The 12768-nt window shown below is 69.7% G+C and carries 13 protein-coding genes; 2 read left to right on the forward strand and 11 right to left on the reverse strand.

All coding sequences use genetic code 11. From position 1 onward, the window contains the following. The 11 genes from AC27VN_RS17615 to AC27VN_RS17665 all read right to left on the reverse strand — a co-directional run. Window positions 1–321 (reverse strand): DUF6597 domain-containing transcriptional factor (locus AC27VN_RS17615; protein ID WP_490877345.1); only part of this gene is annotated, 321 nt, incomplete at its 3' end. Window positions 322–368: 47 nt separating this feature from the next. Continuing rightward, the gene (locus AC27VN_RS17620) at window positions 369–1376 is read right to left on the reverse strand and encodes a Bug family tripartite tricarboxylate transporter substrate binding protein (protein WP_490877346.1); all 1008 of its coding nucleotides are present in this window, start codon (window positions 1374–1376) and stop codon (window positions 369–371) included. 78 nt (window positions 1377–1454) lie between these two features. Continuing rightward, window positions 1455–2468, reverse strand: coding sequence for a branched-chain amino acid ABC transporter permease (locus AC27VN_RS17625; RefSeq protein WP_490877347.1), 1014 nt, complete (start codon window positions 2466–2468; stop codon window positions 1455–1457). Between the two features lie 5 nt (window positions 2469–2473). Then, complete coding sequence (locus tag AC27VN_RS17630) at window positions 2474–3337, reverse strand: branched-chain amino acid ABC transporter permease (protein WP_490877348.1); 864 nt, start codon at window positions 3335–3337, stop codon at window positions 2474–2476. Beyond that, window positions 3330–4046 carry an ABC transporter ATP-binding protein gene (locus AC27VN_RS17635; protein WP_490877349.1) on the reverse strand — a complete coding sequence of 239 codons (717 nt, stop codon included), beginning with the start codon at window positions 4044–4046 and terminating at the stop codon, window positions 3330–3332. Before AC27VN_RS17635 ends, AC27VN_RS17630 begins: the two co-directional genes overlap by 8 nt. 124 nt (window positions 4047–4170) lie before the next feature. After that, entirely contained in the window at window positions 4171–4890 is a 720-nt protein-coding gene (locus AC27VN_RS17640; protein ID WP_093347644.1) for an ABC transporter ATP-binding protein, read from the reverse strand. 5 nt (window positions 4891–4895) lie between these two features. Further along, window positions 4896–6149, reverse strand: a complete 1254-nt coding sequence (locus AC27VN_RS17645) for an ABC transporter substrate-binding protein (protein WP_490877350.1) — start codon at window positions 6147–6149, stop codon at window positions 4896–4898. Between the two features lie 45 nt (window positions 6150–6194). After that, window positions 6195–7658 (reverse strand): aldehyde dehydrogenase family protein, encoded by a 1464-nt coding sequence (locus tag AC27VN_RS17650; RefSeq protein ID WP_490877355.1) that lies wholly within the window; start codon window positions 7656–7658, stop codon window positions 6195–6197. Window positions 7659–7737: 79 nt separating this feature from the next. After that, entirely contained in the window at window positions 7738–8745 is a 1008-nt protein-coding gene (locus tag AC27VN_RS17655; RefSeq protein WP_490877351.1) for a hydroxyquinol 1,2-dioxygenase, read from the reverse strand. Between the two features lie 20 nt (window positions 8746–8765). Next, complete coding sequence (locus tag AC27VN_RS17660; protein WP_490877352.1) at window positions 8766–9305, reverse strand: cupin domain-containing protein; 540 nt, start codon at window positions 9303–9305, stop codon at window positions 8766–8768. Between the two features lie 130 nt (window positions 9306–9435). After that, window positions 9436–10380, reverse strand: a complete 945-nt coding sequence (locus AC27VN_RS17665; protein ID WP_093347648.1) for a LysR family transcriptional regulator — start codon at window positions 10378–10380, stop codon at window positions 9436–9438. Between the two features lie 136 nt (window positions 10381–10516). Here AC27VN_RS17665 and AC27VN_RS17670 point away from each other — a divergent pair, with 136 nt between their 5' ends. Together AC27VN_RS17670 and AC27VN_RS17675 are read left to right on the forward strand one after the other, a co-directional pair. Further along, complete coding sequence (locus tag AC27VN_RS17670; protein ID WP_490877353.1) at window positions 10517–12064, forward strand: amino acid permease; 1548 nt, start codon at window positions 10517–10519, stop codon at window positions 12062–12064. A 158-nt stretch (window positions 12065–12222) separates the two neighbouring features. After that, window positions 12223–12768, forward strand: a 546-nt coding sequence (locus AC27VN_RS17675) for a tetratricopeptide repeat protein (protein ID WP_490877354.1), incomplete at its 3' end; no start/stop codon positions are given.

The raw sequence follows: 12768 nt of genomic DNA on the forward strand, positions 1-12768 counted from the left end.
CGACAGGCCTTCCATGCGCTTGCGCAGCCGCACCAGCACGGCCTCGGCCGAGGCGCCGATGGCCTCGACGGCCAGCCCCTCGGCGCCATTGGCCGAGGGCGCATCGCCGAGGTTGAAGACCAGCCGCGCGGCACCGTCGGGCAGCACGCGCTCGAGCACCTCCTCGCCCTCGGCGAAGCGCTCGCGGTACACGAGGATGTGGGCGACATGCGGGCGCAGCGGCGCGCTGGCGGTGAAGGAGCGCACCGTGCCGCCGGGCGCGTCCACGGGCGGCCCGAGCAGGGGGCCGTCGTCGAGGTGGAGGAAAAGGCGCTCGCTCATGCCGGGTCGGTCCGGGAAAGGACCGGCCAGCATGCCACAGGCGCGGCTCAACCCTCGGCGTGGATGCCCTTCATCAGGATCACGCCGCCCAGTCGCGCGGTGTCGGCGCGCATGCGGCGCGCCAGCGCGTCGGGCGAACCCGGCTGGGCCTGCCAGCCGGTCTTGAGCAGCGCCTCGCGCACCTCGTCCGTGCTGATCACCTCGACCAGCGCCGCGTTGAGCCTGGCCAGCGCGCCCTTGTTCATGCCCGCGGGAGCGGCCAGCGCGGTCCAGATCTCGAGGTCGGCGCCGCGCACGTCGGCATCGCGGATGGTCGGCAGCTCGGGCACCAGCGGGCTGCGCTCGGGCGAGGTCACGCCGATGGCCTTGAGCTTGCCCGAACGCACGTGCGGCATCGCGAGCGCGGGCGGCAGCAGCGCGAGCTGGATCTCGCCCGCGAGCAGGCCCGCGATCACCTGCGGATTGCCGGTGTAGGGCTTGTGCTGCGCGGTGATGGCCGAGCGGCTCTTGAGCAGTTCCATGCCCAGGTGGCCCACCGTGCCCACGCCCGGCGTGCCGTACTTGCCGCCGCTGCCGAGGTTGCGCACCCACAGCAGGTGGTCGGCCGCGGTCTTGCCGGTGGCATTGCCCGACACGGCCAGCACCAGCGGCGCGGTGCCGACCATGCCGACCGGCGCGAAGTCCTTCTCGGGATCGAAGGAGAGCTTGGGGTTGAGCAGCTTCGCGATCGTGAGGTTGCCGTTGATCAGCGCGCCGATGGTGTGGTCGTCGGTGGCCTTGGCGACCTGGTCGGCCACGATGTTGCCGCTCTCGCCGGGCTTGTTCTCGACCAGCACGGGCTGGCGCAGCAGCTTCGAGAGCGGCTCGGCGATGGCACGGGCCAGCAGGTCGGGCGAGGCGCCGGTCGGGAAGCCGACCAGCAGTTTCACGGGCTTGGTGGGCCAGGCGGCTTCGCCGGCGCGCGGCTTGTCCTGGGCCCAGGCACCCTGGGGAAGGAGGGAGGCGGCCAGCGCGGCGGCGCCGCCCTCGAGCAGGCGGCGTTTGGTGATCGTCACGGGAGGAACTCCGGATGTAAGCGGCGGAGCAACAATTGTAAACAGATAGTTACATGAATGCTGCATCGCAGCGCGAAATCACGGTTCCCTGGCGACCAGCCTGCGCTGCGTGGGAAACAGCGACCAGCCCCAGCGCTGCTGCGCGAAGCCCCACAGCCCCTGCTTGAAGAACAGCGTGGCCACGATCGCGAGCAGCCCGAGCCCCAGCAGGTACCAGGTGCCGTAGTCGCTGAGGAACTTGTTGAGCGCCCAGAAGACGAGCGCACCGACCAGCGGCCCTTCGATGCGGCCGATGCCGCCGATCACCACCATGAAGATCGCGAACGCGCTCCAGTTGACGCTGAAGGCCGCGTCGGGGCTGATGCGCAGGTTGCCGACGAAGTACAGCGCCCCCGCGAGCCCCGCGCCGAAGGCCGCGACCCCGTACACGGCGAGCTTCATGCGCGCCACCGGCACGCCCTGCGACTCGGCCGCCACCTCGTTGTCGCGGATCGCCAGCAGCGCCAGGCCGCGCTTGCTGCGCAGGAACAGGTAGACCAGCGCCACCGCCGCCACCACGCAGCCCAGCGCCATCCAGTAGGTGACGCTTTCGCGCGTGGCCTTGTCGATGCCGCGCAGCGCCGTCAGCGTGGTGCCCGAGCCGCCGCCCACCGCCGACACGTTGGCGAAGCTCAGGCGGAACACCTCGGCGATGACCCAGGTGCCGATCGCGAAGTAGCCGCCCGAGAGCCGGAACGCGATGAAGGAGACCGGAATCGCGACCAGCCCCGCGGCCAGCGCGCCGAGCGGGATCGCGACGAAGGGGTTGAGCCCCGCGAAGTTGCCGAGCACCAGCATCGCGTAGCCGCCGAAGCCGAAGAAGGCCTGCTGCCCGATGCTGACCATGCCGCCATAGCCCGCGAGCAGGTTCCACATCATCGCGAAGATGAAGTAGCAGGCGATCTCTACGAACTCGCGCATCCAGCTCGACTCGCCCCAGAAGGGCAGGCTGGCGGCGACGAGCACCAGCGCAATGCCGACGACGAGGGCGCCGCGGCTCGCGGCGGTGGCGCGCTCGACCGCGACGAAGGAAGGGGTGGCGGGGGTCGTCATCGGCGTCATCCGCGTGTCTTGGGAAGCAGGCCCTGCGGCCGGAACACGAGCACCGCGAGGAACACGATGTGCCCGAACCAGATGCCCCAGCCCGGATCGAGGCGGAAGCCGACCTGCTGCGCGATGCCGAGGATCATGGCGCCGGCCAGCGTGCCCCAGAACGAGCCCATGCCGCCAATGATCACGGCCTCGAAGGCGAACAGCAGCAGCAGCGGGCCGTCCGAGGGCGACACCGTGGTGCGCATGCCCTGCAGCGCGCCCGCGACGGCGATCAGCACGAAGGCGATGGCGGTCGCGAAGGCATAGACCTTCTTCGCATCGAGCCCCATGAGCTCGGCGATCTCGCGGTCGTCCGACACGGCGCGGAACGACCGGCCCAGCGCCGTGTGCGCGAACAGCCATTGCAGCGCGCCGGTGGCCGCGAGCGCCACGGCCAGCACGATCAGCGGCAGCACGCCGAGCGACAGCGATTCGCCGAGCGCCAGGCCGCGCGTGCCGAGGCCGCCGGTCTCGATGGCGCGTGGGTCGGCCGAGAACAGCTCGAGCAGCAGGTTCTGGATCACGATCGACAGACCGAAGGTGACGACCAGCGAGGGCAGCGGGTCCTTGCCCAGCGTGCCGTTGAGCACCCAGCGCTGCAGCGCGTAGCCGAAGCCGAAGGCCACGGGCAGCACCGCGAGCGCGACCAGCCACGGCGCCGCGGCGCCGGCCAGCGACACGCCCGCGATCACCGCGAAGGCGCCGAGGATGATGAAGTCGCCCTGCGCCGTGTTCGTGAGCCGCATCACGCCGAACATCAGCGACTGGCCGAGCGCGAACAGCGTGTAGAGGCCGCCGAGCAGCACGCCCTGGAGCAGGGTCTCAAGCATGGGCGGCCTCGATGCCGAAATAGGCCTGTGCGATCCGCTCACGCGTGAGATCGGCCGACAGGCCCTCGAGCGACACGCGGCCTTCCTGGAAGCAGTAGACGCGCCGCGAGACCTGGCGCGCCATCGTCACGTCCTGTTCGACGATCACCACCGTCATGCCCTCGGCCGTGATGCCGGGCATGGCCGCGTAGATCTCGCGGATGACGACCGGCGCGAGGCCCAGCGAGAGCTCGTCGCACAGCAGCACGTCGGGATTGCTCATGAGCGCGCGGCCCAGCGCCACCATCTGCTGCTGGCCGCCCGACAGCGAGGTGCCGGGCTGGCGGCGCTTCTCGGCCAGGATGGGGAACAGCGCATAGAGCCGCTGCAGGTTCCACGGGCCCGGGCGCCCGGCGGTGGCGCCCATCAGCAGGTTCTCTTCCACGCTGAGGCTGGGGAACAGCCGGCGGCCCTCGGGCACCAGCGCGAGGCCGCGCCGCACGATCTCGCCGGGCGGCAGGCCGCCGATGGGCTCGCCCCTGAAACGGATCGCCTCGCGCGGCGCGCGCACCAGGCCCGTGAGGCTCTTGAGGAAGGTCGACTTGCCCGCGCCGTTGGCGCCGATGATCGCGACGAGCTCGCCGGTGGCGAGCGCGAAGTCGATGCCGAACAGGGCCTGGGCATCGCCGTAGAAGGCCTGCAGGCCGTGGGTGGTGAGCAAGGCGGTCATGGTCTTTGCTCCCTCCCCCTCTGGGGGAGGGCCGGGGTGGGGGCAGGCGGCGTTGGAATGGTGGCGCCGTCGTGCCCCCATCCCAGCCTTCCCCCAGAGGGGGAAGGAGCCATGCGGTGCGCGCTCATGCTTCCATCCCCATGTACACGCGCCGCACCTCCGGATCGTTCATCACCGCGCGCGGTTCGCCCTCGGCCAGCTTCTGCCCGAAGTTGATGACGAACAGCCGGTCGGCCAGCGACAGCAGCGCATGCACCACGTGCTCGATCCAGATCATGGTCACGCCGCGCGCCTTGATGCGCCGCAGCTCGCCCACCAGCACCGCGGCCTCGGGCTCGGTGAGCCCGCCCGCGATCTCGTCGAGCAGCAGCAGCCGCGGCTTCGTCGCGAGTGCGCGCGCGAGTTCGAGCCGCTTGCGGTCGAGCAGCCGCAGCCCGCCGGCCGGCGCGTTCGCCTGCGCCATCAGCCCGGTCTGCGCCAGCACCTCGTGCGCCGTGCGCCAGGCCTCGCGCTCGGTCTGCTGCCCGCCGAAGCAGGCCGCGGTCACGAGGTTCTCGAACACGCTCATGTTCCCGAAGGGCTGCGGCACCTGGTAGCTGCGGCCGATACCGGCGCGGCAGCGCTGGTGCGGACGCAGCCGCGTCACGTCGCGGCCGTCGTAGTCGACCCGGCCCGCGTCGGCGCGCACGTCGCCCGAGATCAGGTTGAACAGCGTGGTCTTGCCCGCCCCGTTGGGGCCGAGGATGCCCAGCGTCTCGCCCTCGGCCACCGCGAGCGTGATGCCGTCGGTGACCTTGAGCGCGCCATAGGACTTGCTCACGCCATGCAGTGCCAGCAGCGCCATGGCGGTCAGAGCGCGCGCAGCTTGCCGCCGGTGGGAATGGCCGGCGCGGCCTCGTTGTTCACGAGGGTGAGTTCCACCTTGTACTTCGTTCCCTTGCCCCACTGGCCGAGCACCAGCGGCGTCTTGCTGACGTTCCTGAACGGCCCCTGGCCGCCCCACTTGACCGGGCCGACCACCGACTGGATCGAGGTCGCGGCCACGGCATCGCGCACGTCGGCGGCCTTGAGCGACGTCGCGCGGCCCAGCGCGTTGGCCGCCACCTCGAACAGCGCATGCGCGAAGCCGATCGGCTGCGTCCACTGCTTCTTCGTGCCGGTCTCGTAGGCCTCGGCCAGCGCCTTCGCGCTCTGCTTCGTGAGGCTCGACGCGAAGGGATGCGAGGGGCTCCACCAGACCTCGGTCGAGAGGCCGTCGCCGAGCTCGCCCAGCGCCTCGATCGCGCCCGGGAACAGCAGCGCCTTGCCGAGCGTGATCACCTTCGGTTTGAAGCCCTGCTGCCGCGCCTGCGTGAGGAAGGTCTTGGCATCGGGCGGGATCACCACGCCGGTCACGATCTCCACGCCCTCCTTCTTGAAGGCCGCGATCTGCGCGCTGAAGTCCTGCGTGCCGTTCTGGAAGCGGCCCGGGTCGGTGAGCGTGAAGCCCATCTGCGCGAGCGGCTTCGGAAAGCCCAGCTCCTTGTCGCCCCAGGCGTTGCCGTCGCCGTCGTTCGGGAACAGGCCGCCCACCTTCTTGTTGGTGGCCAGCGTCTTCCAGCCGCTGGTGAAGTTGGCGATGACGTCCTCGAGGCCCCAGAACAGGTGGTAGGTCCAGTCGAAGCCCTTGGCCGGATCGCCCTTGCGGCCGAAGAACCAGGGCTGCCACGGCACCACGCTCGAGATGCAGGGCACCTCGTTGAGCTCGCAGGCATCGCTGACCGGGTTCGCGGTCTCGGGCGTGCCGGCCGTGAGCACCAGCGCCACCTTGTCCTTGAGGATCAGGTCGTTCGCGACCTCGCCCGCGCGGTTCGGGTTCGACTGGCTGTCCTTGAGCACGATCTGCACCGCGTACTTGCGGCCGCCGACCGCGATGCCGTCCTTGAAGGCGGCCTTCATCTGGTCGATGACCCACTTGTCGGCCTCGCCGAAGGGCGCGAGCGGGCCGGTCTGCGGCGACACGTAGCCGATCTTGAGCGTATCGGCCGCGAACGCCAGCGGTGTCGCGCCCGCGGCGACGAGGGCCGCGGTGGCCTGGGTGAATTGCCTGCGATTGAATGTCATGCCTGTCTCCTGTTCTTGTGTCTGCGGATGCCGCCTTGCCGAAACTCAGCGCGCGAAATGCGGCGGTATCCGCGCGTCGACGTTGACCCACACGCTCTTGACCTGCGTGTACTCGCGCATCGCGTCGAAGCCCATCTCGCGGCCGTAGCCGCTCTGGCCCACGCCGCCGAAGGGCGAGCCGGGGTTCACGCGCTTGTAGCTGTTGATCCAGACCATGCCGGCGTGCAGCTCGCGCGCCACCTTGTGGGCGCGCTGCAGGTCCTTCGTCCACAGGCCGGAGCCCAGGCCGTAGTCGGTGCCGTTGGCGATGCGCATCGCCTCCTCGTCGTCCTTGAAGGTCAGCACGGTGACGAAGGGGCCGAAGACCTCCTCCTGCGCGACGCGGTCTCGGTACGACTTCGCGCGCATCACGGTGGGCTCGACATAGCAGCCCCTGGCGAGATCGCCGCCCGGCGACCGGCCGCCCGCGAGCAGCTCGCCGCCCTCGCCCTGCGCGACCTCGACGTAACCCAGCACGCGCTCGCGATGCTGGGCGCTGGTCAGCGGGCCCATCTCGGTGGTCTCGTCGAGCGGATTGCCGAGGCGGATCGACTTGGCGAGCGGAACGAACTGCGCGAGGAATTCGTCGGCGATCCGCTCGTGCAGCATCAGCCGCGAGCCCGCGATGCAGGCCTGGCCCTGGTTGTGGAAGATGGCCCAGGCGCTGCCGTTGACGGCGGCCTGCAGGTTCGCGTCCTCGAACACGATGTTGGGCCCCTTGCCGCCGAGCTCGAGCTGCACCTTCTTGAGGTTGCCCGCGCTGGCCTGCACGATGCGCCGGCCCGTTGCCGTGCTGCCGGTGAAGGCGATCTTCGCGATCTCGGGATGCTCGGCGATGTACTGGCCCGCCACGCTGCCCAGGCCCGGCAGCATGTTGACCACGCCGGGCGGCAGGCCGGCCTCGGCCATCAGCTCGGCGATGCGCAGCGAACTCAGCGGCGTGATCTCGGCCGGCTTCATCACGATGCAGTTGCCGGCCGCGAGCGCGGGCGCCATCTTCCAGCTCGTGAACATCAGCGGGAAGTTCCACGGCACCACCTGGCCGACGATGCCCACGGGCTCGCGCAGCGTGTAGTTGAGGAAGCCCTCTTCCACCGGAATGGTCTCGCCCTGGAACTTGTCGGCCATGCCGCCGAAGTAGCGGAAGCACGCGGCCGTGCGCGGCACGTCGAGGCGGCGCGAATCGCGGATCGGGTGGCCGGTGTCCAGCGATTCGAGGCGCGCGAGCTCCTCGGCGTTGGCCTCGATCAGGTCGGCGAGCCTGAGCAGGATGCGGCCGCGGTCGGCGGCGGCCATGCGGCTCCATGCCGGGAACGCACGCTTCGCGGCGGCGACGGCCTTGTCGACGTCGGCCTTGCCCGCGAGCGCGACATCGACGATCGGCGTGTTGTCGTGCGGGTTCAGGGTGGCGAGGGTCTCGCCCGATTCGGCGTCGACGAAGCGGCCGTCGATGAAGAGCTGGTGGCGGATGGACGAAGCAGGCATGCGTTTCCTCTCCCTCCCCCGCGGGGGAGAGTTGGATGGGACGTTGGGAAGGAAGGGAACCCGGTCAGAACTGGACCGGGATCTCCGGGCTCTCGCCCTTCTGGATCTCGTACACCAGGCTCGGCGAGCCGTTCTCCCACACCAGCAGCATCGAGCGCTTGGGGCTGAAGCCCTGGTGGCGGCAGTAGGCGGGCATGGCGGCCATGTCGCCGGCCTTCATGATCACGCGCGCCATCGGCTTGCCGGTGTTCTTGTCGCCGCAGTCCCAGTGGATCTCGTCGGTCATCTGGAAGAACCACTCGACGCGGTCGTTGCCGTGGATGATCGGCAGGATGTGCTCCTCGGTCGTCGGGCACATGTAGCTGTGCTTGACCACCGAGGTGAAGCTCGGGTTCCAGGTCACCTGCGAGCGGCTCAGGAAGCCGAAGAGATTGAAGGCATGCACTTCGTTCTCGAAGCCGGGCTCGGGATGCAGCTCGGGCTGGTCCTGCGGCACGTCGGCGAAGGCGCGGTTGACCGGCGCGCCGCGCTCGTCGCTGCGCAGGTCGAGGTCGCCCTTCAGGCCCACGCAGCGCGTGGCGAGTTCGCGTGCCCGCGTGATCTTGGCCGTGTTGTTGCCGTTCTTGCGGCCGTAGGGCGAGCCGGTCTCCTGCGGCGCGGCGAAGGGATCGAAGCTCTGGTTGGTCCAGTCGTCGAGCATGGCCTCGAAGGTGGCGCGGATCTGGGCGCTCGGGAAGTTCTCGAGCAGGTCGATGCCCGCATCCTTCATCGTGCCGTTGAAGCTGCCGGCATAGAGGTCGACCGAGTCGTAGTGGTTGACGGTGCCGAACACGTCGTCGAAATTGACCCAGCCGTAGAAGAAGCCCCAGGCCACGTCGCGCATCAGCGCGCGCAGGTAGTTGCCAGCATCCATGGTGTGGCTCATCGGGCGGCCGTCGCGGGTCTGCCAGCCGATGTGGACGAAATACTCGTCGCGGCGGAAGCGGAAGCTGCCGAGCGAGAAGTCCTTGTAGCCGAGCGTGGCGTCGGGTTGCGAGGCGATGACTCGGGCGAGTTCTGCGGGTGCGTTCATGGCGTGTGCTCCTCGTTCATTCAGTGCGATTGGCAGATCTCGGCCCACTTCTCGACCGACAGCTCGCCCTTGCAGGTCTGCAGCACGATCACGCCGGGGCGTGCGCTGCGGAACTGGTAGGCGGTGTTCTTCGGCAGCAGGCCCTGGTGGCCGCGCGAGAGCTTCATCCAGCCCATCTTCTTGCCGCGCGGCTCGCCCTCGACCCGCACGGCGCCGTTCTTCTCGGGGTCGGCCACCTTCTGGGCCGCATCGAGCTGCACCAGGTGCACCTCGACCTCGCCGTCCATCACCAGCGCGAACTCGTCGTGCGCGCAGGTGAACCAGGGCGAGTCGCCCTCGGCGCGCAGGGTCTCGAGCACGTAGATCTGGTTCTGGCCGAACACCACCTTCTCGTAGGGCCGGCTGTTGTTCGCGATCTCGAAGCAATTGGAGAAGGCGTAGTGGCGCACGTCGTCGGCGATCGGCTCGACGTGGCCTTTCTCGTAGTGGGCGAGCGAACCGAAGCGGGTGCGGTAGGCGGGCCCTTCGTGGACTTGGTGGGTCTGGGCGGTCTGGGTCATGGCGGTCTCCTTGGTTCTGGCTTGGACCGAACTCTAGGAAACAACCGGGGGGGCCGGTAGGGACCAGATTGGAAGAGGATTATTCGCAGACTCCGAATAATCGCTGGGGTTTACCCGGGAACGCGCGCCCTCACTCGATCAGTTCGGCCGGGATCATTCCGCGCTCGATCAGCGTGGCGTCCCAGGGCGGCACGCGCGTGAAGCGGGTCGCGATGTGCTCGATGAACAGCCGCAGCTTGAGCGCGTTGCGCGAGGTGCCCGCATAGACCGCGCTCAGCGAGAACGACGAGAGCTGGTGCTCGGGCAGCACCACGCGCAGCTCGCCGCGCGCGATCGCGTCGCCCGCCACCAGCGTGGGCAGGCAGACGATGCCCGCATGCTCGAGCGCGTACTCGCGCAGCAGGTGCACGCTGTTGGTCAGCAGCGCGGCCGCGAGGTAGATGGTGGTCTGCTCGCCCTGGTGGTGGAAGGTCCAGCGGTCGCGCGTGGGATAGCCCGAGTACAGGCCCAGCTTGTGGCGGTGCAGCTCGCGCGGGGTCGCGGGCGTGCCGTGGCGCTCGAGGTACTCGGGCGTGGCGCACAGCAGCCGGCGCACCGGGAACAGCGGGCGCGACACCAGTTCCTCGGAGGCGGCCGGGAAGATCTGCAGCGCGCAATCGACGCCGGCCTTGACCGGGTCGACCACCGCGTCGCTCACGATCAGCTCGAGGTGGATGTCGGGATAGGTGGTGTGGAACTCGCGCAGCAGCGAGGCGAAGCGCCCGAGCACCATGCCAGTGAGCGCATGCACGCGCAGCACGCCCGAGGGGGTGCCGCGCGCATCGCGCATCTGGTCGACGATGTCGTTGGCGCGGCCCACGAGCTCCACGCAGTCGCGCAGGAAGGCCTGGCCCACGTCGCTGAGCCGCACCACGCGCGTGCTGCGGTGGAACAGCGGCGCGCCGAGGAACTCCTCGAGCTGCTTGACGCGCGTGGTGACCACCGAGTTCGCCACCCGGAGCTGGCGCGCCGCCTCCGCAAAACTCTGCGTCTGCGCGACGCGCACGAAGGCTTCGATGCTCTGGAGGCGGTCCATGGCGGGACTGTACTGTGCGGGCCCCGCGGCCGTACCCCGGGGCGACGCGGGGTGCGCGCGGGGCCGCACTTATGATCGCCGCCACCTCGCGCGGGCCTCACGGGCCGCGCGGGCTCATACGGGAGAACACAACGACATGGCAACGGACTCCACCGCGCCCACCCTCGCCTCGCGCACCGCCGCCGAGGAACCCACGCTGCGCCGCGCGCTCGGCACGCGCCACCTGACGATGATCGCCATCGGCGGCTCGATCGGCACCGGCCTGTTCGTGGCCTCGGGCGCCACCGTGTCGCAGGCCGGCCCGGGCGGCGCGCTCGCGGCCTACCTGCTGATCGGCGCGATGGTCTATTTCCTCATGACCAGCCTCGGCGAGCTCGCGGCCTGCATGCCGGTGTCGGGCTCGTTCGCGACCTATGGCGCGCTCTACGTCGACGAGGGCTTCGGCTTCGCGCTCGGCTGGAACTATTGGTACAACTGGGCCGTGACCATCGCGGTCGAGCTCGCGGCCGCGCAGCTGGTGATGCAGTACTGGTTCCCGGGCACGCCGGCCATGCTGTGGAGCGCGCTGTTCCTCGGGCTGATGTTCCTGCTCAACGCGATCTCGGTGCGCGGCTTCGGCGAGGCCGAGTTCTGGTTCGCACTGGTCAAGGTGGTGACGGTGATCGCCTTCGTGGTGGTCGGCGTGCTGATGATCTTCGGCATCCTGCGCGGCGACCGGCCCGCGGGCTTCGGCAACCTCACGCTCGGCGACGCGCCCTTCGTGGGCGGCCTGCCCGCGATGATCGGCGTGGCGATGATCGCGGGCTTCTCGTTCCAGGGCACCGAGCTGATCGGCGTGGCGGCCGGCGAATCGGCCAACCCCGCGAAGAACATCCCGCGCGCGGTGCGCCAGGTGTTCTGGCGCATCCTGCTGTTCTACGTGCTGGCGATCGGCGTGATCGGCGTGCTGATTCCCTACACCGACCCGAACCTGATCAAGACCGACCTCCACGCGATCGGCGTGAGCCCGTTCACGCTGGTGTTCCGCCACGCCGGGCTGGCCTTCGCGGCCAGCGTGATGAACGCGGTGATCCTCACGGCCGTGCTGTCGGCCGGCAACTCGGGCATGTATGCCTCGACCCGGATGCTGTTCAACCTCGCGAAGGACGGCCGCGCGCCGCGCTGCTTCGCGCGGCTCACGCGCGCGGGCGTGCCGCTCAACGCGCTGCTCGCGACCACCGCCGTGGGTGCGCTGTGCTTCCTGACCTCGCTGTCGGAGAGCCAGGGCGTGTACCTGTGGCTGCTGAACCTCTCGGGCATGACCGGCTTCGTGGCCTGGCTCGGCATCGCGGTGAGCCACTACCGCTTCCGCAAGGGAATGATGGCGCAGGGGCTGGACCTGTCGCTGCTGCCCTACCGCTCGCCCTTCTTCCCCTACGGGCCGCTGTTCGCCTTCGGCCTGTGCCTGGTGGTCACGCTGGGCCAGAACTACGCCGCCTTCACGGGCGGGCGCATCGACTGGATCGGCGTGTTCTCGACCTACATCGGGCTGGTGCTGTTCGTGGCGGTCTGGTGGGGCTACCGGCTGGCGCGCGGCAGCCGCTTCGTGGCCTACCGCGACATGCATTTCCCGGCCCTGCTGCGGCCGGCGCCGGGCCATGGGCTGGCGCCGGCGGACAGCGGGCAGGAACGCGGCGCGGCGTGAAAGGCCCGGCCCCACGGTTTCCGGTGGTCGATGCCGCGGGGAATGAAACGGCGTTGCAGGCACGCCGCAGCGACGCGCTCGGTGTGTCTGAAGGTTAACCGCCCCACTTACAATCCCGGGCGCATCCCCTTTCCTCTCCCTCACGAGGCCTCGCCGCCATGCCCAAGAGCTCCCTGCGCACTCCTTTCAGCCTGACGCCCGTCGTGCGCGCCCTGTTCCTGGCCGCCGCGGTCGGCGCCACGGCCCTGCCCGCGCTGGCGGCGCCCGAGCACGAGGAAGTCGACCGCCTGATGCAGGCCGGCAAGCTCGAGGAAGCTTCGACCAAGGCCGACGCCTTCCTGAAGGACAAGCCGCGTGACCCGCAGATGCGCTTCCTCAAGGGCGTGATCCAGCTCGACACCGGCAAGCGTGCCGAGGCGATCGCCGCCTTCACCCAGCTCACGCAGGACGCCCCCGAGCTGCCCGAGCCCTACAACAACCTCGCGGTCATCTACGCGAGCCAGAACCAGTTCGACAAGGCGCGCAACGCCCTCGAGAGCGCGATCCGCACCAATCCGAGCTACGCCACCGCCCAGGAAAACCTCGGCGATCTCTATGCGCGGCTCGCGAGCCAGGCCTACAGCAAGGCGCTGCAGCTCGACCAGAACAACACCGCGGTCGCACCCAAGCTGGCGGTGATCCGCACGCTGTTCGTGCCGGCCGTG

The sequence above is a fragment of the Variovorax sp. 20P10.2.4 genome (assembly GCF_058244205.1).

Excerpts from the sequence above, each read along its gene's own strand:
- AC27VN_RS17645 (WP_490877350.1), bottom strand. The coding sequence starts at position 6,149 with ATGACATTCAATCGCAGGCAATTCACCCAGGCCACCGCGGCCCTCGTC.
- AC27VN_RS17635 (WP_490877349.1), bottom strand. The coding sequence starts at position 4,046 with ATGACCGCCTTGCTCACCACCCACGGCCTGCAGGCCTTCTACGGCGAT.
- AC27VN_RS17640 (WP_093347644.1), bottom strand. The coding sequence starts at position 4,890 with ATGGCGCTGCTGGCACTGCATGGCGTGAGCAAGTCCTATGGCGCGCTC.
- AC27VN_RS17625 (WP_490877347.1), bottom strand. The coding sequence starts at position 2,468 with ATGACGACCCCCGCCACCCCTTCCTTCGTCGCGGTCGAGCGCGCCACC.
- AC27VN_RS17630 (WP_490877348.1), bottom strand. The coding sequence starts at position 3,337 with ATGCTTGAGACCCTGCTCCAGGGCGTGCTGCTCGGCGGCCTCTACACG.
- AC27VN_RS17670 (WP_490877353.1), top strand. The coding sequence starts at position 10,517 with ATGGCAACGGACTCCACCGCGCCCACCCTCGCCTCGCGCACCGCCGCC.
- AC27VN_RS17655 (WP_490877351.1), bottom strand. The coding sequence starts at position 8,745 with ATGAACGCACCCGCAGAACTCGCCCGAGTCATCGCCTCGCAACCCGAC.
- AC27VN_RS17660 (WP_490877352.1), bottom strand. The coding sequence starts at position 9,305 with ATGACCCAGACCGCCCAGACCCACCAAGTCCACGAAGGGCCCGCCTAC.
- AC27VN_RS17665 (WP_093347648.1), bottom strand. The coding sequence starts at position 10,380 with ATGGACCGCCTCCAGAGCATCGAAGCCTTCGTGCGCGTCGCGCAGACG.